This window comes from Micromonospora sp. IBHARD003, assembly GCF_056106285.1.
The window spans coordinates 1400570-1422765 of record NZ_JBWBBX010000001.1; the positions used below are offsets into that span (position 1 = coordinate 1400570).

Annotated in this window: 21 protein-coding genes; 3 read left to right on the forward strand and 18 right to left on the reverse strand. The window is 70.9% G+C overall.

Translation table 11 applies throughout. The features are described 5' to 3' along the window. Nucleotides 1–93 precede the first annotated feature (93 nt). The 6 genes from carB to pyrR form a co-directional block, all read right to left on the reverse strand. On the reverse strand, nt 94–3402 hold the full coding sequence (gene carB, locus ACTWOL_RS06125) for a carbamoyl-phosphate synthase large subunit (protein WP_474295122.1): 3309 nt from the start codon (nt 3400–3402) through the stop codon (nt 94–96). Further along, nucleotides 3395–4534, reverse strand: coding sequence for a glutamine-hydrolyzing carbamoyl-phosphate synthase small subunit (carA, locus tag ACTWOL_RS06130; protein ID WP_474295124.1), 1140 nt, complete (start codon nt 4532–4534; stop codon nt 3395–3397). The genes carB and carA overlap by 8 nt, the downstream gene beginning before the upstream one ends. Next, entirely contained in the window at nt 4531–5112 is a 582-nt protein-coding gene (locus tag ACTWOL_RS06135; RefSeq protein ID WP_474295126.1) for a PH-like domain-containing protein, read from the reverse strand. The genes carA and ACTWOL_RS06135 overlap by 4 nt, the downstream gene beginning before the upstream one ends. Continuing rightward, complete coding sequence (locus tag ACTWOL_RS06140; RefSeq protein ID WP_474295128.1) at nt 5109–6416, reverse strand: dihydroorotase; 1308 nt, start codon at nt 6414–6416, stop codon at nt 5109–5111. The genes ACTWOL_RS06135 and ACTWOL_RS06140 overlap by 4 nt, the downstream gene beginning before the upstream one ends. Nucleotides 6417–6418: 2 nt before the next feature. Then, the gene (locus tag ACTWOL_RS06145; RefSeq protein ID WP_474295130.1) at nt 6419–7405 is read right to left on the reverse strand and encodes an aspartate carbamoyltransferase catalytic subunit; all 987 of its coding nucleotides are present in this window, start codon (nt 7403–7405) and stop codon (nt 6419–6421) included. A 135-nt stretch (nt 7406–7540) separates the two neighbouring features. Next, the gene (pyrR, locus tag ACTWOL_RS06150) at nt 7541–8116 is read right to left on the reverse strand and encodes a bifunctional pyr operon transcriptional regulator/uracil phosphoribosyltransferase PyrR (protein WP_474295132.1); all 576 of its coding nucleotides are present in this window, start codon (nt 8114–8116) and stop codon (nt 7541–7543) included. A gap of 221 nt (nt 8117–8337) precedes the next feature. Between pyrR and bldD the strand changes: the two genes are divergently transcribed. Further along, the gene (gene bldD / locus ACTWOL_RS06155; protein WP_017945577.1) at nt 8338–8838 is read left to right on the forward strand and encodes a transcriptional regulator BldD; all 501 of its coding nucleotides are present in this window, start codon (nt 8338–8340) and stop codon (nt 8836–8838) included. 211 nt (nt 8839–9049) lie between these two features. On the opposite strand, the gene nusB is transcribed toward bldD, so the two are convergent. The 5 genes from nusB to ACTWOL_RS06180 form a co-directional block, all read right to left on the reverse strand. Continuing rightward, on the reverse strand, nt 9050–9481 hold the full coding sequence (nusB, locus tag ACTWOL_RS06160; protein WP_474295135.1) for a transcription antitermination factor NusB: 432 nt from the start codon (nt 9479–9481) through the stop codon (nt 9050–9052). A 2-nt stretch (nt 9482–9483) separates the two neighbouring features. Then, on the reverse strand, nt 9484–10050 hold the full coding sequence (gene efp, locus ACTWOL_RS06165; RefSeq protein ID WP_474295137.1) for an elongation factor P: 567 nt from the start codon (nt 10048–10050) through the stop codon (nt 9484–9486). 58 nt (nt 10051–10108) lie between these two features. Next, the gene (locus ACTWOL_RS06170; RefSeq protein WP_474295139.1) at nt 10109–11224 is read right to left on the reverse strand and encodes a M24 family metallopeptidase; all 1116 of its coding nucleotides are present in this window, start codon (nt 11222–11224) and stop codon (nt 10109–10111) included. Nucleotides 11225–11396: 172 nt separating this feature from the next. Then, on the reverse strand, nt 11397–12701 hold the full coding sequence (locus ACTWOL_RS06175) for a cation:proton antiporter (protein ID WP_474295140.1): 1305 nt from the start codon (nt 12699–12701) through the stop codon (nt 11397–11399). A 99-nt stretch (nt 12702–12800) separates the two neighbouring features. Continuing rightward, nucleotides 12801–13148 (reverse strand): hypothetical protein, encoded by a 348-nt coding sequence (locus tag ACTWOL_RS06180; protein WP_474295142.1) that lies wholly within the window; start codon nt 13146–13148, stop codon nt 12801–12803. Nucleotides 13149–13408: 260 nt separating this feature from the next. Here ACTWOL_RS06180 and ACTWOL_RS06185 point away from each other — a divergent pair, with 260 nt between their 5' ends. Next, nucleotides 13409–14362, forward strand: coding sequence for a HAMP domain-containing sensor histidine kinase (locus ACTWOL_RS06185; RefSeq protein ID WP_474295144.1), 954 nt, complete (start codon nt 13409–13411; stop codon nt 14360–14362). A 2-nt stretch (nt 14363–14364) separates the two neighbouring features. Next, nucleotides 14365–15024 carry a response regulator gene (locus ACTWOL_RS06190; RefSeq protein ID WP_474295145.1) on the forward strand — a complete coding sequence of 220 codons (660 nt, stop codon included), beginning with the start codon at nt 14365–14367 and terminating at the stop codon, nt 15022–15024. Between the two features lie 96 nt (nt 15025–15120). Here ACTWOL_RS06190 and ACTWOL_RS06195 read toward each other — a convergent pair whose 3' ends face one another. From ACTWOL_RS06195 to mltG, 7 genes are all read right to left on the reverse strand, one after another. Beyond that, nucleotides 15121–15930: an AAA family ATPase gene (locus ACTWOL_RS06195; protein ID WP_474295147.1), complete on the reverse strand. Its 810-nt coding sequence runs from the start codon at nt 15928–15930 to the stop codon at nt 15121–15123. Between the two features lie 133 nt (nt 15931–16063). Beyond that, nucleotides 16064–16504 (reverse strand): type II 3-dehydroquinate dehydratase, encoded by a 441-nt coding sequence (gene aroQ, locus ACTWOL_RS06200; protein ID WP_474295149.1) that lies wholly within the window; start codon nt 16502–16504, stop codon nt 16064–16066. Continuing rightward, the gene (aroB, locus tag ACTWOL_RS06205; RefSeq protein ID WP_474295151.1) at nt 16501–17601 is read right to left on the reverse strand and encodes a 3-dehydroquinate synthase; all 1101 of its coding nucleotides are present in this window, start codon (nt 17599–17601) and stop codon (nt 16501–16503) included. The genes aroQ and aroB overlap by 4 nt, the downstream gene beginning before the upstream one ends. Then, entirely contained in the window at nt 17598–18080 is a 483-nt protein-coding gene (locus tag ACTWOL_RS06210; RefSeq protein WP_474301095.1) for a shikimate kinase, read from the reverse strand. The genes aroB and ACTWOL_RS06210 overlap by 4 nt, the downstream gene beginning before the upstream one ends. A gap of 47 nt (nt 18081–18127) precedes the next feature. Continuing rightward, complete coding sequence (aroC, locus tag ACTWOL_RS06215; protein ID WP_474295153.1) at nt 18128–19312, reverse strand: chorismate synthase; 1185 nt, start codon at nt 19310–19312, stop codon at nt 18128–18130. Nucleotides 19313–19491: 179 nt separating this feature from the next. Then, complete coding sequence (locus ACTWOL_RS06220) at nt 19492–20331, reverse strand: shikimate dehydrogenase (RefSeq protein WP_474295155.1); 840 nt, start codon at nt 20329–20331, stop codon at nt 19492–19494. Then, complete coding sequence (gene mltG, locus ACTWOL_RS06225; protein WP_474295156.1) at nt 20312–22135, reverse strand: endolytic transglycosylase MltG; 1824 nt, start codon at nt 22133–22135, stop codon at nt 20312–20314. Before mltG ends, ACTWOL_RS06220 begins: the two co-directional genes overlap by 20 nt. Between the last annotated feature and the right edge of the window lie 61 nt (nt 22136–22196).

A 22196-nucleotide genomic window follows, 5' to 3' on the forward strand; every position in this document is an offset into this window, starting at 1 on the left:
GACACCGTTGCCGGTGTCCCCCTCGTGGGCTGCTAGGGGGCCTGTCTTTCGGATCTTGCCGGGCTCACGTGCCCTGATCCAAAAGACACCCCTCTAGTCGCGGGCCGCGGTCAGGTGTTCCGCGTGTTCCTGGAGTGAGCGGACGCCCACGCCTCCGTGGTTGAGGGCGTCGATGCCCTGGACGGCGGCGGCGAGCGCCTGGACCGTCGTCAGGCACGGGACTCCGCGGGCCACGGCCGCCGTGCGGATGTCATAGCCGTCGAGGCGGCCGCCGGTGCCGTAAGGGGTGTTGACGATCAGGTCGACGTCGCCGTCGTGGATCAGCTGCACGATCGTCTTCTCGCCCGCCGGGCCCTCGCCCTCGGACTGCTTGCGCACGATGGTGGCGTTGATGCCGTTGCGCTTGAGGACCTCGGCCGTGCCGGACGTGGCGAGCAGCTCGAAGCCGTGCGCCACCAGCTCGCGCGCCGGGAAGATCATCGAGCGCTTGTCGCGGTTGGCGACGGAGATGAAGGCGCGGCCCTTGGTGGGCAGCGGGCCGTACGCACCGGCCTGCGACTTCGCGTAGGCCGTGCCGAAGACCGAGTCGATGCCCATGACCTCGCCGGTGGAACGCATCTCCGGGCCGAGGATGGTGTCGACGCCACGCCCGTGGATGTCGCGGAAGCGGCTCCACGGCATCACGGCCTCCTTGACGGAGATCGGGGCGTCCATCGGCAGCGTGCCGCCGTCTCCCTCGGCCGGGAGCAGACCCTCCGCCCGCAGTTCGGCGATGGTCGCCCCGAGCGAGATGCGTGCTGCCGCCTTGGCGAGCGGCACGGCGGTCGCCTTGGAGGTGAAGGGCACGGTCCTGGAGGCACGCGGGTTGGCTTCCAGCACGTACAGGATGTCGCCGGCCATCGCGAACTGGATGTTGATCAGGCCGCGGACGCCGACGCCCTTGGCGATCGCCTCGGTCGAGGCCCGCAGGCGCTTGATGTCGAAGCCGCCGAGGGTGATCGGGGGCAGCGCGCAGGCGGAGTCGCCGGAGTGGATTCCGGCCTCCTCGATGTGCTCCATGACGCCGCCGAGGTAGAGCTCGGTGCCGTCGTAGAGGGCGTCGACGTCGATCTCGATCGCGTCGTCGAGGAAGCGGTCGACCAGCACCGGGCGGTCCGGGCCGATCTCGGTGGACTCGGAGATGTACGCCTCGAGGCGGTTCTCGTCGTAGACGATCTCCATGCCGCGGCCGCCGAGCACGTACGACGGGCGCACGAGCACCGGGTAGCCGATCTCGTCGGCGATGGCCTTGGCCTCGGTGAAGGTGGTCGCGGTGCCGTGCTTGGGGGCGGGCAGTCCGGCCTCGGCGAGGACACGGCCGAAGGCGCCGCGGTCCTCGGCGGCGTGGATCGCCTCGGGCGAGGTGCCCACGACCGGGACGCCGTTGTCCTTCAGCGCCTGCGACAGACCCAGCGGGGTCTGGCCGCCGAGCTGGACGACGACACCGGCGATCGGGCCCGCCTGCGACTCGGCGTGGACGATCTCCAGCACGTCCTCCAGGGTGAGCGGCTCGAAGTAGAGCCGGTCGGAGGTGTCGTAGTCGGTGGAGACGGTCTCCGGGTTGCAGTTGACCATCACGGTCTCGTAGCCGGCGTCGCTGAGTGCGAAGGAGGCGTGGACGCAGGAGTAGTCGAACTCGATGCCCTGGCCGATGCGGTTCGGGCCGGAGCCGAGGATGATCACGGCGGGCTTCTCGCGCGGCGCGACCTCGGTCTCCTCGTCGTAGGAGGAGTAGAAGTACGGGGTCTTCGCGGCGAATTCGGCGGCGCAGGTGTCGACCGTCTTGTAGACGGGGCGGATGCCGAGGGCGTGCCGCACCTCGCGGACGACGTCCTCACGCAGGCCGCGGATGCCGGCGATCTGGGCGTCGGAGAAGCCGTGCCGCTTGGCCTCGCCGAGCAGCTCGGGGTCGAGCTTGGCGGCAGCGGCCAGCTCGTCCGCGATCTCCTTGATGAGGAACAGCTGGTCCACGAACCAGGGATCGATCTTCGACGCCTCGAAGACCTCCTCGGGGGTGGCACCGGCGCGGATCGCCTGCATGACGGTGTTGATCCGGCCGTCGGTGGGACGGGCCGACTCGCGCAGCAGCTCGGCCTTGTCGCCGGTGGGCCCCGTGAAGTCGAACTGCGAGCCCTTCTTCTCCAGGGAGCGCAGGGCCTTCTGCAGGGCCTCGGTGAAGTTGCGGCCGATGGCCATGGCCTCGCCCACCGACTTCATGGTGGTGGTGAGGGTGCTGTCGGCCGAGGGGAACTTCTCGAAGGCGAAGCGCGGTGCCTTGACCACCACGTAGTCGAGCGTCGGCTCGAAGGAGGCCGGGGTCTGCTCGGTGATGTCGTTGGGGATCTCGTCCAGCGTGTAGCCGACGGCAAGCCGGGCAGCGATCTTGGCGATCGGGAAACCGGTGGCCTTGGACGCCAGCGCGGAGGACCGGGAGACACGGGGGTTCATCTCGATGACGATGACCCGGCCGTCCTCGGGGTCGATCGCGAACTGGATGTTGCAGCCGCCGGTGTCGACGCCGACCTCGCGGATCACGGCGATGCCGATGTCCCGCAGGATCTGGTACTCGCGGTCGGTCAGGGTCATCGCAGGGGCGACGGTGATCGAGTCACCGGTGTGCACGCCCATCGGGTCGAAGTTCTCGATGGAGCAGACGACCACGACGTTGTCGTTCTTGTCGCGCATCAACTCCAGCTCGTACTCCTTCCAGCCGAGGATGGACTCCTCGAGGAGCACCTCGGTGGTCGGGGAAAGGGTGAGGCCCTGGCCCGCGATACGGCGCAGCTCGTCCTCGTCGTGCGCGAAGCCGGAGCCCGCGCCGCCCATGGTGAAGGAGGGGCGGACGACCACGGGGTAGCCGCCGAGGGTCTCGACGCCCTTGAGGACGTCGTCCATGGAGTGGCAGATGACCGAGCGGGCGGACTCGCCGTGGCCGATCTTGCGGTTGACGGCCTCGACGACCTCCTTGAACAGGTCGCGGTCCTCGCCCTTGTTGATGGCCTCGACATTGGCGCCGATGAGCTCGACACCGTACTTCTCCAGCGTCCCGGCCTCGTGCAGGGAGATCGCGGTGTTCAGCGCGGTCTGGCCGCCGAGGGTGGGCAGGAGCGCGTCGGGGCGCTCCTTGGCGATGATCTTCTCGACGAACCCCGGGGTGATCGGCTCGACGTAGGTGGCGTCGGCGATCTCCGGGTCGGTCATGATCGTCGCCGGGTTGGAGTTCACCAGGATGACCCGCAGGCCCTCCGACTTGAGGACCCGGCAGGCCTGGGTGCCGGAGTAGTCGAACTCGGCGGCCTGGCCGATGACGATCGGGCCGGAGCCGATGACCAGGACGGACTGGATATCGGTGCGCTTAGGCACGCTGGCCCTCCATCAGGGAGACGAAGCGGTCGAACAGGTACGCGGCGTCGTGCGGGCCTGCGGCGGCTTCAGGGTGGTACTGGACGCTGAAGGCCGGCTGGTCGAGCAGCTGGAGGCCCTCCACCACATCGTCGTTGAGGCAGACGTGGGAGACCTCGGCACGGCCGAAGGGGGTTTCGGAGACCCGGTCGAGCGGGGCGTCGACGGCGAATCCGTGGTTGTGCGCGGTGACCTCGACCTTGCCGGTCGTACGGTCCTGCACGGGCTGGTTGATGCCGCGGTGGCCGTACTTGAGCTTGTACGTGCCGAAGCCGAGCGCCCGGCCGAGGATCTGGTTGCCGAAGCAGATGCCGAACAGCGGCGTCCTGCGCTCCAGTACGGCCCGCATGACCGCGACGGCGTGGTCGGCGGTCGCCGGGTCGCCGGGGCCGTTGGAGAAGAACACCCCGTCGGGGCCGACCGCGTACACGTCCTCGGCCGTGGCGGTGGCGGGCAGGACGTGCACCTCGATGCCGCGCTCGGCCATGCGGTGCGGGGTCATGCCCTTGATGCCGAGGTCGACGGCCGCGACGGTGAACTTCTTCTCACCGATCGCGGGGACGACGTACGCCTCCTTGGTGGCGACCTCCGCCGACAGGTCCGCGCCCTTCATCTCGGGGGCCTGGCGGACCTCGGCGAGCATCGTGCCCTCGTCGGGCAGCGCGTTGCCGGAGAAGATCCCGACGCGCATCGCCCCGCGCTCACGGAGGTGGCGGGTGAGGGCGCGGGTGTCGATACCGCTGATGCCGACGACGCCCTGACGGGCCAGCTCCTCGTCCAGGGAGCGCCGGGAGCGCCAGTTGGAGGGGACGCGGGCGGGGTCGCGGACGACGTATCCGGACACCCAGATGCGGGATGACTCGGGGTCCTCGTCGTTGACGCCGGTGTTTCCGACGTGCGGGGCGGTCATCACGACGACCTGGCGGTGGTAGGACGGATCGGTGAGGGTCTCCTGGTAGCCGGTCATACCGGTGGAGAACACGGCCTCGCCGAAGGTCACCCCCACGGCCCCGTAGGCACGGCCGCGGAACGTGCGGCCGTCCTCCAGGACGAGTACGGCGGGAACACGGGTTCCCCTGGTGGAGGTCGTCATCGTGCGGCGCCTTCCGTCGTTTCTGTCGTGTTCATGGAGGTGATGGCGTCGACCCACGCGCCGTGCTCGGCCGCGCGGTCGGAGCGGAAACCGGAGTCGATCTGCGTGCCGCCGTGCTCCCAGGTGACGACCAGCAGTCCGCCATCGGCGAGCACCTTGCCGGCGATGCCCTTGTCGAGGCGGGCCCCTCGCAGGGCCCCGGCGGGGATGAAGAAGTCGGTGGCCCCCGGACGTACGACGGTGACGCCGGCGTCCGTGAGGGTCATGTCGACCCGGCTGCGGGTGCCAAGGCCGCGCGCCACGATCCGGTCGAGCCACTGGCCCGCTGTCGTCGAGCCGTGGTAGCGGCCGCTGAGCGCCAGTTTCGCGGGGTCGGGGGTCTCGGGCGCGGTGGGCAGCTCGGGCAGACCCGACTGGAGTTCACCGCGCCACTTCCAGCCCTGGCGCATCAGCCAGTAGACGAGGGCGACGAAGAGGAGCAGTCCGGCCACCCAGCCGAGACGGGCGGCCCAGTCGGTCACCTCCGCGGACTTCTCCTCGACCGCTTCGGCTGCCAGGTTGATCAGTGCAGGTGTCACGCCAGCTTCCCGTCCATGAGCGTCGCCCGGCCCCGCAGGAAGGTGTGGGTGACGCGCCCCGGCAGCTCGAGACCCTCGTAGGGGGTGTTGCGGCTGCGGGAGGCGAAGCCCGCGGGGTCCACGGTTCCACGGTATGCCGGATCGACCAGCGCGAGGTTGGCGGGCTCACCTGCCGAGACGGGACGGCCGTGGCCGTCGGCGCGTCCGATCCGGGCGGGTGCGAAGGACATCCGCTCGGCGACGCCCTCCCAGGTCAGCAGGCCGGTCTCGACCATCGTCCGCTGGACGACGGACAGGGCGGTCTCCAGACCGACCATGCCCATCGCGGCCGCGGCCCACTCGCAGTCCTTGTCCTCGTGCGGGTGCGGGGCGTGGTCGGTCGCGACGATGTCGATCGTGCCGTCGGCCAGGGCCTCGCGCAGCGCCATGACGTCCCGTTCGGTGCGCAGCGGCGGGTTGACCTTGTAGATCGGGTTGTACGTACGCACCAGCTCGTCGGTGAGGAGCAGATGGTGCGGGGTGACCTCGGCGGTGACGTCGATCCCGCGGGACTTGGCCCAGCGGACGATCTCGACCGAGCCGGCGGTCGACAGATGGCAGATGTGGACGCGGGAGCCGACGTGCTCGGCGAGCAGCACGTCGCGGGCGATGATCGACTCCTCGGCCACGGCGGGCCAGCCGCCGAGGCCCAGCTCGGCGGAGACGATGCCCTCGTTCATCTGGGCGCCCTCGGTCAGCCGCGGCTCCTGCGCGTGCTGGGCGATGACACCACCGAAGGCCTTCACGTACTCCAGTGCGCGGCGCATGATCACGGCGTCGTCGACGCACTTGCCGTCGTCGGAGAACACGGTGACACCGGCGGCGGAGTCGTGCATCGCGCCCAGCTCGGCGAGCTTCTTGCCCTCGAGGCCGACGGTGACGGCGCCGATGGGCTGGACGTCGCAGTAGCCGTGCTCCCTGCCGAGCCGCCAGACCTGCTCGACGACACCGGCGGTGTCGGCGACGGGGAAGGTGTTGGCCATGGCGAACACGGCCGTGTAGCCGCCGCTCGCGGCCGCGCGGGTGCCGGTGAGGACGGTCTCGGAGTCCTCACGGCCGGGCTCGCGCAGATGCGTGTGCAGATCGACCAGACCGGGCATCAGGATCTTTCCCTCGGCCTCGACGACGGTGGTGCCGTCCGGGCCCGCGCCGCTCGGGTCGATTTCGCCCTGACGTGCGGTGGCGGCGATGTTCTCGCCGTCGATCAGGACGTCCTGTGCCTCGCCGCCCAGTACCTTCGCGCCGCGGATAAGGATCTTGCTCATGGTTACTTCGTCTCCTCGGTGCGGGCGTGGGTGGCGGGCGCGGCGGGCTCGGAGCCGCCGAGCAGCAGGTACAGGACGGCCATCCGGATGGACACACCGTTGGCGACCTGCTCGACGGCGGTGCAGCGGTCGGAGTCGGCGACCTCGGCGGTGATCTCCATGCCGCGGTTCATCGGGCCGGGGTGCATGACGACGGCGTGCTCGGGCATCCGGGCCATGCGGTCGCCGTCGAGGCCGTAGCGGCGGGAGTACTCGCGCTCGGTCGGGAAGAACGCCGCGTTCATCCGCTCGCGCTGCACCCTCAGCATCATCACGGCGTCGGACTTCGGGAGCACGGCGTCGAGGTCGTAGGAGACCTCGCACGGCCAGGTCCCGACACCGACCGGCACCAGGGTGGGCGGTGCCACCAGGGTGACCTCGGCGCCGAGGGTGTGGAGCAGATGGACGTTGGAGCGGGCCACGCGGCTGTGCAGGACGTCGCCGACGATCGTGACGCGGCGGCCGTCCAGACCGGCTCCAATGCCGGCGTCGCGGCCCACGAGGCGCCGTCGCAGGGTGAAGGCGTCGAGCAGGGCCTGGGTGGGGTGCTCGTGCGTACCGTCGCCCGCGTTGACGACGGCGCCGTCGATCCAGCCCGAGTTCGCGAGCCGGTAGGGGGCTCCGGAGGCGTGGTGGCGGATGACGACGGCGTCGGCGCCCATCGCCTCGAGGGTGAGCGCGGTGTCCTTCAGGGACTCGCCCTTGGAGACCGAGGAACCCTTGGCGGAGAAGTTGATGACGTCCGCCGAGAGGCGCTTGGCCGCGGCCTCGAAGGAGATCCGGGTCCGCGTCGAGTCCTCGAAGAAGAGGTTGACGACGGTACGTCCGCGCAGGGTGGGCAGCTTCTTGATCGGCCGGTCGGCGACCCGGGCCATCTCCTCGGCGGTGTCGAGGATCAGGACGGCGTCGTCACGGGTGAGGTCGGCGGCCGAGATGAGGTGACGCTTCATCTGGGTGTGCTCCGGTGAGTGGCGGTGTGCGGGGCATTCGGGCGCGCAGGCACGGGCCCGTGGGCCGGTCCGGGCCGTGTGGCCGTGACCGCGGGGGCCGTGGCCGCAGGGCTTTCCGGGGGCCTTACGGGGGCGCTACTGCTCGCCGGCCGGGGCGGTCTCGCGGACGCCGAGCAGCACGGTGTCGCGACCGTCCTCCTCGGCGAGCTGGACCTTGACCGTCTCCCGCAGCGACGTGGGGATGTTCTTCCCGACGTAGTCGGCGCGGATGGGCAGTTCACGGTGGCCGCGGTCGACGAGGACGGCGAGCTGGACCGCCCGGGGCCGGCCGATGTCGCCCAGCGCGTCGAGCGCGGCGCGGATGGTGCGGCCCGAGAAGAGCACGTCGTCGACGAGGACGACCAGACGGCCGTCGATGCCGTCGGCGGGAATGTCCGTGCGCGCGAGGGCACGCGCAGGACGAAGCCGCAGGTCATCGCGGTACATGGTGATGTCGAGAGAGCCGATCGGGACCGTGCGGCCGGTGATCTCGGCGAGCTTGTCGGCGAGTCGGCGTGCAAGATGGATCCCGCGCGTCGGGATGCCGAGGAGCACCACGTCTTCGGCGCCCCTGGCGCGTTCGACGATCTCGTGGGCGATGCGGGTCAGTACCCGCGCGATGTCGGGGCCCTCAAGGACGGGGCGCGCGACATCGGAGGTGTGTGCGTCCATACGAAACGGACCTCCTTCTCCGCCTCACGGGACGGACCTTAAAGGACGTCGGATTGTGCGTCGTCCACCGTACCAGGGCCCGGCCCGGACCCTGGTCACACCCCACGGGAGGGTCGTACGAACCGTTCGGCTTGACGCATCCAAATCACGCTGCGTAACCTCACAGTGAGTGACCAGCCGCGCGGCTCAGCCGCACGTCGATTCAGTGTCCGGGGAGCTATATGTCCAGCGAATACGCAAAACAGCTCGGGGCCAAGCTCCGCGCCATCCGCACCCAGCAGGGGCTCTCGCTCCACGGGGTGGAGGAGAAGTCCCAGGGCCGCTGGAAGGCCGTCGTCGTCGGGTCCTACGAGCGTGGGGACCGCGCCGTGACGGTCCAGCGTCTGGCCGAGCTGGCCGACTTCTACGGTGTCCCGGTGCAGGAGCTTCTCCCAGGTACCACGCCCGGCGGTGCCGCCGAGCCCCCGCCGAAGCTCGTTCTCGACCTGGAGCGCCTGGCCCACGTCCCCGCGGAGAAGGCCGGACCGCTGCAGCGTTACGCGGCGACGATCCAGAGCCAGCGTGGCGACTACAACGGCAAGGTGCTCTCCATCCGCCAGGACGACCTGCGCACGCTCGCCGTGATCTACGACCAGTCGCCTTCGGTCCTGACCGAGCAGCTGATCAGCTGGGGTGTGCTGGACGCGGACGCGCGTCGCGCCGTCGCCCACGAGGAGGGCTGACACCGGCTGACGCCGGTTTGCAGAAACGTGCCGCCGGGTCGGGGGAAGCGCTACTCCCCGGCCCGGCGCCGTGTTTTCCACCCCATGGGTGATCCCGGGCGACCGGGGAGCCCGCGCTGCCGCGAGGCCTCGCGGCGGCCGGGGAGCCATGCCGAAGGCCCGCAGCGCTGTGTGCGCACTGCGGGCCTTCGAAGGCTTTGCCCCGCCAGGACTACGCCTCGCGGCGCAGGCTCGGCTTCAGGTCCTTGATGCGGCCGAGGAGACCGTTCACGAAGGACGGGGAGTCGTCCGTGGAGAACTCCTTGGCGAGCTGGACCGCTTCGTCGATCACGACCGCGTCCGGAGTGTCGTCCACCCACAGCAGCTCGTACACGCCGAGCCGCAGGATGTTGCGGTCGACCACCGGCATACGGTCGAGCGTCCAGCCGACCGCGTAGGTGGCGATGAGCTCGTCGATGCGATCGACGTGCTTCGCGTACCCCTCGACCAGCTCCATCGTGTACTCACCGACCGGCGGCTGACGGTCGTCGGTCCGGGCGTGCCGGATCCAGTCGGCGAGGACGGTCTGCACGGAGGCGCCGCGCTGGTCGGCCTCGAAAAGGATCTGGAAGGCGCGCTTGCGGGCCTTGTTCCGGGCAGCCACGGTTAGCTGTTCACCCGGCCGAGGTAGTCGCCGGAACGCGTGTCGACCTTGATCTTCTCGCCCGTGGTGATGAAGAGCGGGACCTGGATGGTGTAGCCGGTCTCCAGGGTGGCGGGCTTGGTGCCACCGGTGGAGCGGTCGCCCTGGACGCCGGGCTCGGTCTCCTGGATGGTCAGCTCGACGGCGGCCGGGAGCTCGACGTAGAGCACCTCGCCCTCGTGCGTCGCGACGGTGGCGGTGAAGCCCTCGATCAGGAAGTTGGCGGCGTCGCCGACGGCGGCGCGGGTGACGTGCAGCTGGTCATAGGTCTGCATGTCCATGAAGACGAAGTAGTCGCCATCCATGTACGAGAACTGCATGTCGCGGCGGTCGACGGTGGCCGTCTCGACCTTGACGCCGGCGTTGAACGTCTTGTCGACGATCTTGCCGGACAGCACGTTCTTGAGCTTGGTGCGCACGAAGGCCGGGCCCTTGCCGGGCTTGACGTGCTGGAACTCGACGACGGACCAGAGCTGGTCGTTGTCGAGCTTGAGCACCATGCCGTTCTTGAGGTCGTTCGTGGTGGCCACGGTTGCGGATTCTCCTGGACTGACGCTGGTGGACGACCCAGGAGTGCGAAGGTTCGCGCTAGAGCGCGAGCAGCTCCTTGGTCGTGATGGTGAGTAGCTCGGGTCCGCCGTCCGCCTCCCGGCGCACGACGAGCGTGTCATCGATCCGGACCCCGCCCCGGCCCGGGAGGTGGACTCCCGGTTCGACGGTGACCGGCACACAAGCGTCCAGTTTACCCATGGCCGCAGGTGCCAGCTGCGGGTCTTCGTCGATTTCGAGCCCGACCCCGTGCCCGGTCCAGGGTGGGAGGCCGTCGCCGTGGCCCGCGGCGTTGAGGACCTGGCGGGCGGCGCGGTCCACATCGCGGTATTCGGCGCCGGGTACAAGGGCCTCGCGTCCCGCTCGCTGAGCGGCGAAGACCAGGTCGTACAGCTCGATCTGCCAGTCCGCCGGGGTGGTGCCGATGACGAAGGTGCGGCCGATCTCGCAGCGGTAGCCACGGTAGTTGGCGCCGAGGCAGACGGAGAGGAAGTCGCCCTCCTCGACACGGCGGTCCGAAGGGCGGTGTCCGCCGAGTCCGGCGTTCGGGCCGGTGGACACGGAGGTGGGGAACGCGGGGCCGTCGGCACCGTGGTCGACGAGGCGCCGCTCCAGTTCGAGCGCGAGATGGCGCTCGGTGCGGCCGACGAGGATGGATTCGAGGAGCTCGCCGAGAGCCTGGTCGGTGATCTCGGCGGCGATACGGATGCAGGCGATCTCGTCCTCGTCCTTCACCATCCGCTGCTGCTCGACGGCGCCGCCCAGATCGCACAGGCGCAACCGGGTGTCCGCGGAACACAGGGCGCGGTGGCGGGCCACGGTGAGATGGTGCTCTTCGACGGCGAGGGACTCGGCCCCGGCCGCCTGTGCGGCCCGGGCCGCGGCGACCGCCGGGTCGCCGCCCTCGCCCGACAGCACGGTCTGCCGAAGCTCCTCGTCGAGCCGGCCTTCCGCGGGATCCCCGGAGGGCTTGTCGGGGCACACCAGCATGTCGGTACCCGGTCCGTCGGGACCGAGTAGCAGCACGGCGCCCGGAGGCGCGCCCCCCGCGAGATACCGGACATTGGCGGGCCGCGACACCAGCGCCGCGGCGCTTCCGGCGGCCGCGAATCTGTCGCGCAGACGCCCTCGGCGGGCAGCGAACACCTCGGACATGACTCGAGCCTAAGAGCGCGGCGGCGAATCGGCCGGTCGAGCGCGTCCGTGTGGGGGGGGTGCGGGGCGGTGATCGATCGCTGATGCGGCCGCGCCGCGCCCGCCACACGGGGTGTCCCGCTGCCACCGTTCGATCGAGCGGGGCCGGCGTCCGAGCCCGCCCCGCGCGCCGCTACCGCTCGGCTTCCGCGGCCGGCCCGGACGAGGACGAGGGGATTGCCCGCCCGACGGCACCCGCCGCGGCGGCCGGATCCCGGGCGGCCCCGGAAGCCGGGGCATCCGGCGCGAAGGCACCGCCGCCGGGCAGGAGCGCGGGCACGACGCGCAGGGCACGGGCGAGCAGATGCGCGTGCCCGGCCATGACGGGGCCGAGAACGGCGAGTACGAGGACGTACCCGGCGATGAACGGGGTGAGACGGCCGTCGAGTCCGGCACCCGCCGCCATGGCAGCCAGGATCAGTGCGAACTCGCCGCGGGCCAGGAGCGTCGTGGCGATGTCCGCGGCGGCCTCGGAGCCGTATGCGTACGAGCGCGCGACCAGTAGCCCGGCGGCCACGTTCGTCACGATGGTCAGCGCCGCCGCGGCGGCGACCGGGCCGGCGACGGAGGCGATGTCCCCGGGATCGATGGCCAGCCCGAAGGCGAAGAAGAAGATCGCGGCGAAGGCGTCGCGCAGTGGATGCACCAGCTCGCGGATGCGGGGCCCGGAGGGAGTGCCCGCCAGGATCAGTCCCGCCATGAAGGCACCGATGGCGTCGGCGACTCCGAGGACCTCGGAGACCCCGGCGACCAGGACGGCCACGCCGAGGAAGCTGATGACCAGGAGTTCGTTGTCGCGCACGGCGATCAGGCGCCCGATCAGCCGGGTGCCGTAGCGGGCGCCCGCGGCCAGGACCAGCAGAAAGGCGAACGCCTTGCCCGCCTGCAGAATCGTGTCCCCAACGCCCTCGGCACCGCTGACGACCGGCTGGAGCGCGGCGAGGTACAGCGCGAGGAAGAGGTCCTCCACCACGATCACGCCCAGGATCAGGCGCGTCTCGGGGTGGGCGATACGGCCCAGATCGATGAGGATCTTGGTGACGATCGCGGAGGACGAGATGCCCAGGACCCCGGCGAGTACCAGAGCCTCCCGCGCACCCCAGCCGAGGGCGAAGCCGAAACCCAGGCCCGCCCCGACGTTGAGCAGCAGATAGATCCCACCGGCGGTCAGCAGGCGTCTGCCGCCGCTCCTGAGGTCGTCGAGGTGGAACTCCAGGCCCAGATAGAACAGGAGCAGCACCAGGCCGAGCGCGGACAGCATCTCGAAGTCGTGGGCGTCGTCGACCAGGACCGGGCCGGGGGTGTGGGGGCCGAGCAGAATGCCGGCGAGCATGAACAGCGGGATGGTCGGCAGACCGATTCGGCTGCCGAGACGGGCCAGGAAGGCGGCGGCCAGGAAGGCGCCGCCCATGGCGAGCAGGGTGTCGGCATGTCCCACGGGTCACCACCTTCGGCGGCGTGGGCGGGCGGGATCGTCGCGGCGTGCGGGGCGGATACGTCCTCCTTCGATCGATGGGCGGCGGGACCCCGGCCTGCGTCAGAACGGGCCGGGCAGGTGTCCTCGGGGATGCGCGAGCAGATGTGCCGCGGCCGCTGCCGTGACCAGACCCGCCGCGAGCAGCAGACCCTGCGGCAGCACCAGACCGGTCAGCACCATCGTCAGAGCGGTGACCAGCAGGGCCCGGCACGCTCCTCGCCGGTACGCGTACCGGCGCCGCGCCGGACCCGCCCCCGGTCCGGGGGCACGGCGTGGGGTGCTCGGCCGGGTCTCCCCGTCGTGAGCGTGCGGTTCTTCGCGGGCGTGCGGTTCTTCGCGAGCATGCGGTTCCTCGCGAGCATGCGGTTCCTCGCGGGCATGCGGTGCTCTGCCTCCGGGGTGCGCCATGGCTCCTCCTCCCGGGATTCGGCGGTCACGGCATCGCTGTCACGGTCACATTCCGACCGCCGGCCGCACTATCCGGGCAGGCACCCATTTCCGCTGGTGGCGGGCCCCGATGCGCAAAGCATCGATCGCCGGGAGGATGACCGTGACGGTCCCCGGCCCCGGGCATCGCAGTGGGGCACGCGCGGGAACGCGGGGACGTGCTCACGGGACGAGGATGGGCACCGTGGGGGAAACCGCCAGTGGAGGGAGGCTGGGACGCGATGCCGTTGTTCTGGCGGATCTTCCTGCTCAACGCCGTGGTGCTGACCGGGGCCACCGCGCTGCTGCTGGGACCGGTCACCGTCTCCACACCGGTCCTGCTCACCGAGGCGGCCGTACTCGGCGCGGGACTGGTCGCCATGCTGCTCGCCAACGGCGTACTGCTGCGCATCGGCCTCGCTCCTCTGCAGCGGCTCACGCGCGCGATGACCACGATCGACCTGCTGCGCCCCGGGCAGCGGCCGGCCGTGGCCGGGAGCGGCGAGATCGCGGAGCTCATCACGGCCTTCAACGCCATGCTCGACCGGCTGGAAACCGAACGCGCCACCAGTGCGGCGCGCGCCCTGTCCGCCCAGGAAGCAGAACGCCACCGCGTCGCCCGGGAGCTTCACGACGAGGTCGGCCAGAGCCTCACCGCCGTCCTGCTCGAACTGAAGCGGGTCGCGGACCACGCCCCCGCCGCCGTGCGCGAGGAACTGCACCAGGTCCAGGAGACCACCCGCGCCGGCCTGGACGAGATCCGCCGCATCGCCCGCCGCCTTCGCCCGGGCGTCCTGGAGGAACTGGGCCTGACCAGTGCCCTCAAGGCGCTCACCAACGAGTTCGCCAGTGCCGCCCTGACCGTGCGCCACCGCATCGACGCCGGACTCCCGGCGCTCGGGCAGGACACCGAACTCGTCATCTACCGCGTCGCCCAGGAGAGCCTGACCAACGCGGCACGCCACGCCGCCGCCCGCCATGTCGATCTGACCCTCGAGTGCACGCCCGCCGGCGTGGAGCTGCGCGTCCACGACGACGGCCGCGGTCTGGGCGGCGCCCCCGAAGGCGCCGGCATCCTCGGAATGCGCGAACGCGCCCTCCTCATCGGCGCCGAACTCGCCGTCGGCCGCGGTGGCGACGGCGTAGGCGGCACGGAAGTACGCCTGGCCGTCCCCACCCATCGCGGGAGGGACTGACCATGCCGGAGGCGACCGGGACACGCATCCTGCTGGCCGACGACCACGCCCTGGTGCGCCGCGGAGTCCGTCTCATCCTCGAGGCGGAACCCGGCCTGACCGTCGTCGCCGAAGCGGGCGACGGCGCCGAGGCCCTCGAAGCCGCGCGCACCCACCAGCCGGACCTGGCCATCCTCGATATCGCCATGCCGCGTCTGACGGGACTGCAAGCCGCCCGTGAGCTCTCGCGCACCCGGCCGCAGACGCGCATCCTCATCCTGACCATGTACGACAACGAGCAGTACTTCTTCGAGGCGCTGGCGGCCGGCGCATCGGGCTACGTCCTGAAATCCGTCGCCGATCGCGACCTCGTCGAAGCCTGCCGCGCCACCATGCGCGGCGAGCCCTTCATCTACCCGGGTGCCGTCAATGCGCTGATCCGCAACTACCTCAACCGTGTCAGGGAGGGCGAGAGCCTCCCCGAGCGTGCCATCACCGACCGTGAGGAGGAGATCCTCAAACTCGTTGCGGAGGGCCATAGTTCGCAGGAGATCGCCGACCTGCTCGTCATCAGCGTCAAGACGGTCGAGCGCCACCGCTCCAACCTGCTGCAGAAGCTCGGGCTGAAAGACCGGCTGGAGCTCACGCGGTACGCGATCCGGGTCGGACTGATCGAGCCGTAGCCCCTGAGCCTTTGAGGGCTGTTCCGGTGACGCCCCGCCGCCCCGGAAAGAGCCGGACGGCGGGACGGGACCGGGACTGGCACCCCAGGCCGCCGCCTACCAGGCCGGAGGGCTCGCGATCGAGCGGGCCAGGACGTCGTCGAGGATGCGGGCCGTGGTCTCCACGTCGCAGTGCGAGTTGTCGATGATCGGCAGCCCGGAGCCGTACCAGCCGGCCATCCGGCCGTGGATGCCGGCCACCTCCTCGTCGGAGAGACGGCGGTTGCCGCTGCGCTCCGCGTTGCGCTCGAGGACGACCTCGAGGCCAGGCAGAAGGACGACGGGGAGCAGACCGGGGCCGACATGGCGCTTCCAGCCACCGAGGCCGACGACGGGACGGTCGGGGAAGACCGCGTCGTCGAGTATGCAGGAGATGCCGTTGGCCAGGAAGTTGCGCGCGGCGAATCCGCAGGTGCGGCGGGCGAGGCGGTACTGGGCCTCGGAATGTTCGTTCCACCCGGACTGGGGGTCGGCGAAACCGGAGCAGACCCATTCGCGGACGTCGTCGAGGCTGACGTGCGCGGTGGGCACGCGGCGGCTCGATGCCCAGTGGCGGGCCACGGTCGTCTTGCCCGCGCCGGCCGGGCCGATGAGGAGCACCGCGAGCGTGGCGGATCCGGTGCTGCCGGTGGTGCTCCCGGGCGAAGCCATGGGAGGCGCGGGGGTCCCCACGGGTGGCAGCAGCACATGCCCGGTGGTGTCGGGCGACGGGGGCAGCGGGGCCTGGGGCTGCTGGGCGGCACCGGGCCAGCCGGGGGCGGGCCCGCCTTGCGGCTGAGCCGGCGGGCCCGGCCGCCGGGCCTGGTGCCCCCACCCGGCCGGCCCGTGCCCGCCCGGCGGAGGCGGAGCCCCCACTGCGTCCTGCATCCCGCGCCACTCCGTCTCGTGCGAGTTCATACTGGTCGGGCGGCAGTTGAGCGGCCCGGACGGAACGGTACCCTCCCCGGTCCCCTGGAAGAGAACGCCCGGGGCCGGTCCCGAGTGCCCGTACCGGCTTCGCTCAGCCGGTGAGTTCATCCGCCAGCGCTCGCAGGGCCAGCCGGTACGAGCCGATACCGAAACCCGCGACCGTACCGGAGGCGACGGCGGCGATCACCGAAGTGTGGCGGAATTCCTCCCGTGCGTACGGGTTCGAGATGTGCACCTCGATGAGCGGCGCGGTCCGCTGGGCCGCTGCGTCGCGCATCCCGTACGAGTAGTGCGTGAACGCACCCGGGTTGAGGACGACCGGGAGGGAGCCGTCGGCCGCCTCGTGCAGCCAGCGGATCATCTCCCCCTCGTCGTTGGTCTCGCGTACGTCGACGTCGAAGCCCAGTTCCTTGCCGAGGGTGCGGCAGGCGTCGACGAGCCCCGTGTACGAGGTGGAGCCGTACACATCGGGCTCGCGCGAACCCAGCCGCCCCAGGTTCGGCCCGTTGAGCACGAGGACCCGCCGGTTCACGCGGACACCTCGCCGAAGGCCGCGACCAGAACCGCCGGGTCAGGGCCCTCCAGAACGGTCGGCTTGGCCAGGCCGTCCAGGACGATGAAGCGCAGCAGGTCTCCGCGGGACTTCTTGTCGACCTTCATGGTCTCCAGGAGCTTCGGCCACTGGTCGCCCCGGTACGTGAGCGGAAGCCCGACGGATTCCAGGACCGTGCGGTGGCGGTCGGCGGTCGCGTCGTCCAACCGCCCGGCCAGCCGGCCGAGTTCGGCGGCGAAGACCATGCCGACGGAGACGGCGGCGCCGTGCCGCCACTTGTAGCGCTCGTTCTGCTCGATGGCGTGCGCCAGCGTATGGCCGTAGTTGAGGATCTCGCGCAGTCCGGACTCCTTGAGGTCGCTGGAGACGACCTCGGCCTTGACCCGGATGGAGCGCACGATGAGCTCGGCGGTGTGCGGCCCGGCCGGAGTGCGCGCGCCCTGCGGGTCCGCCTCGACCAGGTCGAGGATCGCGGGGTCGGCGATGAAGCCGGCCTTGATGATCTCGGCCATGCCGCTGACGTAGTCGTGGACCGGCAGCGAGTCGAGCGCGCCGAGGTCGCAGAGCACCCCGGCCGGCGGGTGGAAGGCTCCCACCAGGTTCTTGCCCTCGGCGGTGTTGATGCCGGTCTTGCCGCCGACGGCCGCGTCGACCATGCCGAGGACCGTCGTCGGTACGGCGATCCACCGCACTCCGCGCAGCCAGCTGGCGGCCACGAATCCGGCCAGGTCGGTCGTGGCGCCGCCGCCGACGCCGACGATGACGTCGGTGCGGGTGAAGCCGGTCTGGCCGAGCGCCTTCCAGCAGTACGCGGCGACCTCTGCGGTCTTGGCCTCCTCGGCGTTCGGCACCTGGATCGCGATGGCCTCGTACCCCTGGCCGGCAAGGTCCTCGCGGACCGCCTCACCGGTCTCGGCGAGCGCCTCGGGGTGAATGACGGCGACGCGCTTGGCGCGGGGGCCGATCAGCCCGGGGAGTTCACCGAGCAGCTGACGGCCGACGAGCACCTCGTACGGGTCGGTGCCCGCCGTGCCGGCGACCTGGATGCGGGTGAATGCCTGGTCCTGGTCCGTCATGCGTCCTTCAATTCGAGTGCGTCGAGGACCGCCTGGGCGACCTCTGCGGGGGTGCGCTCGTCGGTGGCGACCACGACGCGCGCGGCTTCGGTGTACAGATGGCGCCGGGCGTCCATCAGCTCTCGCCACTGGCGGCGCGGATTGACGGCGAGCAGCGGACGTGCGGTGTTCAGCCCGACGCGCCGTACGGCCTCATCGACGTCCATCGAGAGATAGACGACGGGCAGGGGGGCCAGCAGTTCCCGGGTGGCCTCGTCGAGGATCGCTCCCCCGCCCAGGGAGAGCACGCCCGTGTGCTCGGAGACCGCCGCCCGTACGGCGGCGCGTTCGAGCGTGCGGAAGTGCGGCTCGCCGTCCTCGATGAAGATGTCCGAGATCTCCCGGCCCTCGGCGGTCACGATGTCGGCGTCGGTGTCCCGGTAGCCGATACCGAGACGCTCGGCCAGCAGGGCGCCGACGGTGGACTTGCCGACGCCCATGGGCCCGATCAGCACGACCCGCGGTCCGGCGGGCGTGTGCGCGCTGCTCACCGGATGGCCAGGTGCTCGAGGTAGGACTGAACATTGCGGCGGGTCTCGGTGACGCTGTCGCCGCCGAACTTCTCGGCGACCGCGTCGGCCAGCACCAGCGCGACCATCGCCTCGGCGACGATCCCGGCGGCCGGCACGGCGCAGACGTCGGAGCGCTGGTGGTGCGCCGCCGCGGCCTCGCCGGTGGCCACGTCCACGGTCTTCAGCGCCCGGGGCACGGTGGCGATCGGCTTCATCGCTGCCCGTACGCGCAGCAGCTCGCCGGTCGTGAGTCCGCCCTCGGTGCCGCCGGAGCGGCCCGAGGTGCGCCGGATGCCGTCCTCGGTGGCCACGATCTCGTCGTGGGCCTTGGAGCCGGGCACCCGTGCCAGCTCGAAGCCGTCGCCGACCTCGACGCCCTTGATGGCCTGGATGCCCATGAGGGCGGCGGCCAGCCGGGCGTCGAGACGCCGGTCCCAGTGGACGTGGGAGCCGAGGCCCACGGGCACGCCGTAGGCGAGGACCTCGACCACTCCACCGAGGGTGTCGCCGTCCTTGTGGGCCTGGTCGATCTCGGCGACCATCGCCTTCGACGCGTCGGTGTCGAGGCAGCGCACCGGGTCGGCGTCCAGCTTCTCGACGTCGGCGGGCGTCGGGTACACGCCGTAGGGGGCCTTCGCCGCGGCCAGTTCCACGACGTGCGAGACGATCTCGATGCCCGCGGTCTCCTTGAGGAACGAGCGGGCCACGGCGCCGAGGGCGACACGGGCGGCGGTCTCCCGGGCGCTGGCACGCTCCAGGATCGGCCGGGCCTCGTCGAAGCCGTACTTCTGCATGCCGGCGAGGTCCGCGTGGCCGGGGCGGGGCCGGGTCAGGGGGGCGTTACGGGCCAGCTGGGCGAGCTCGTCCGGGTCCACCGGATCGGCCGCCATGACCTTGTCCCACTTGGGCCACTCGGTGTTCCCGACCATGACCGCGAGCGGGGAGCCGAGCGTGAGCCCGTGCCGTACGCCGCCGAGGAAGGTGACCTCGTCCCGCTCGAACTTCATCCGCGCACCGCGTCCATAGCCGAGGCGTCGCCGGGCCAGGTGATCGGCCACCATCTCGGTGGTGACCGGGACACCGGCGGGAAGACCCTCCAGCGTCGCCACCAGTGCGGGGCCGTGCGACTCCCCCGCGGTCAGCCAGCGCAACCTGCTCAACGGTGCTCCTCATGCTCGCGCCTGGAATGCGGCGGCGCGACCCGGGGGCACCTCCCAGCGATGGCTGGGGGGCGCGCGGCCCTGGTCCGCCTCCTTCGATCCTCCCACGTCCGGGGCGCGCGGCTGATCGTGGTCCAGCTTTCGGACGTCCGCGTCCGCGTCGCGGCGGGGGTTCGCGGTCAGCGATCCGCGAGGGCCCGCTCCCCGGCGGAACGCATCGCGGCAAGCGGCCCCGGGATAAAGCCGGTCATCAGCTCGACCTGGAGGACGGCCTGGTGCACCAGCAGGTCGAGCCCGCCCACGACGGCTCCGCCCTGTTCCGCCCAGGCGGCCGCGAGCGCGGTCGGCCAGGGGTCGTAGACGACGTCGAAGAGGGTGCCGGGACGCTCGGGGACGTAGGGCGTGAGGACGTCCGTGGCCCCGGCCGGAGTGGTGGCGATGACCAGCGGGGCGTCGAAGGCATGACCGGCTTCCGCCCAGTCGGCCGTGTGCACCTCCACACCGAGCCGCTCGCCCCAGCCGCGCATCTCCTCGGCGCGGGCGGAGGTGCGTACGTAGGCGGTGACCGGTCCCGTGCAGATCCGGGAGAGCGCGGCGAGCGCGGAGGAGGCGGTGGCACCCGCGCCGAGCACAGCGGCGTACTCGACCTTGTCGACCCCACGCTCCCGCAGTGCGGCGATGATGCCGGGGATGTCGGTGTTGTCCCCGGTACGCCGGCCGTCCTCGGTGAACACGACGGTGTTGACGGTCTCGACGGAAGCCGCGGTCTCGCTGATCTCGTCGAGCAGCGGGATGATCGCGCGCTTGAGCGGCATGGTCAGTGACAGTCCCGACCAGCCCGCACCGAGCTCCTCGACGAAGTCCGGCAGCTCCGCCTCGTTCACCTCGAAGCGGTCGTAGGACCAGTCGGCGAGGCCGAGTGCCGCGTAGGCGGCGCGGTGCAGTACGGGGGACAGCGAGTGGGCGATGGGCGAGCCGAGGACGGCGGCCCTTCGGGCGTCACCCGCCGCGCTGGTCATTGAACTTGTCCTTCAGCTTCTGGAACTCGTCGTGCGTCTTGGCGAACTCGGTCTTGTGCTTGCCGTCGGTGGCGACGAAGTACATCCAGCCGTCGGACGTCGGATTGATCGCGCTCTGGAGGGCCAGCTGACCGGGGTTGCTGATGGGTCCGGGCGTGAGCCCCTTCTGGGTGTACGTGTTGTACGGGTCCTTGTTGCTGTTGATCTCGGACTCGCTGATATCGATTTTGCTCTGGCCCTTGAGGTAATTGAAGGCCGAGTCGAATTGCAGCAGCTGATTCGTTTCGGTGTTGCCGGGCTTGAGGCGGTTGTAGACGACCTCGGCCATCTTCCGGTAGTCGTCCTGCGTCTTGCCCTCGGCCTGGACCAGGCTGGCCACCGTGAGCAGCTCCCAGGGGCCGTCGAGCCCGAGCTTCTTCGCCTTGGCGTCGAGATCGGCCTTGGCGTACTCCTGGTTGGCACGGGCCACCATCGCCTTGAGGACGGCCTCGGGCTTGGCTCCCTTGGCCACCGGATAGGTGGCGGGGTAGAGGAAGCCCTCCAGCGGGTCCTTGAGTTTCTCGTGGCCCTGGGCCCACTCGGGCAGGCCGAGTTTCCCGGCCTGCTCTTTGGCGACGGTCGCCGTCGAACCGGCCTTGAGGCCGAGGCGTTCGTCGATCTGCTTGTAGACCTGAGCGTTGCGCTGGCCTTCGGGGATGGTGAAGCCGTTGCGGCTGGCCGGGCTGAGCATCATGTCGACGGCGCTCGCCGCCGACATCTCCTTCTTGAGCGTGTAGACGCCGGCCTGGATCTTCTTCCCGTCCGGGTTCTCGCTCTGGGCGGCGACGAAGGCGTCGACGCTCTTGACCACACCGGCGTCCTTGAGGACGTTGCCGATGACCGCGCCGGTCGCCCCCTGCGGGATCTCCACCTGGACGCTGCCGCTGCCAGCGCCGGCGAAGTCGGGCGCCGCGCCGAACTTGCTCTGCCAGAACTGGTATCCGACGTAGCCCACGCCGCCGACACCGCCGACCAGGACGACGGCGACGAACAGGCAGGCGACACCGCTGCGGCCCTTCTTCTGCTTCTTGGGAGTCCGCCCGCGCTCACCGCCCGAGCCGCGGCGTGATCCGCCCGGCTCGTCGCCCTCGTCGGCGGGGTCCTCTCCGGTGAAGAAGGGGTGGGTCTCCTCTTCCTGCTCGTCCTGCCATTCCTGATCAGACCGGGTCTCCGGGGCCCGCTCGGCGGCCATGGCGGTGCGGCGACCCGGGGGTTGCGGCGGCGGATAGGCGTCGGGAGTGCCGTAGAGATCGGGACGCTCGCCGTCGTAGGGCGCGCCCGGGGTGGGCTCGTACGGCATCGCCGCCTGCTGCCCGGTGTCCCAGCCCCCCGCGCCGTACTGCGGCTGCGCGTAGCCCGGGTCGGCGTATCCCTGCGCGGGGTGCTGCTGTCCGACGTAGGGCTGGGAGCCGGTGTCGTAGAGCTGCTGATCGGCGTACTGCTGCTGTCCCTGGTAGCCGCCGTACTGCTGCTGGTTCGGGTACTGCTGACCGTACTGCTGCTGGCTCGGGTACTGCTGCTGGTTCGGGTACTGCTGCCCGTACTGCTGCTGGTTCGGGTACTGCTGCTGGTACGGGTCACTCCCGGGCTGCTGTGCGCCGTATGCCGGATCGTAGCCGGGCGGTACCTGTCCGTAGCCGGGCGGGCCCTGATGACCTTGCCATCCCTGGTCCCCGTTGTTCCCCTCCCGCCCGTAGGCGGAGGGGGAGGCAGGGTCCTCGGGATGCCACGGTTCGGAGCCAGGGCTCCGGCCATACTCAGTCATCGATCCCCAAACAGCCGTGAGGCGTCCGGGACGGTCCGCCTCTACGTGGTGCGGCAGCTGT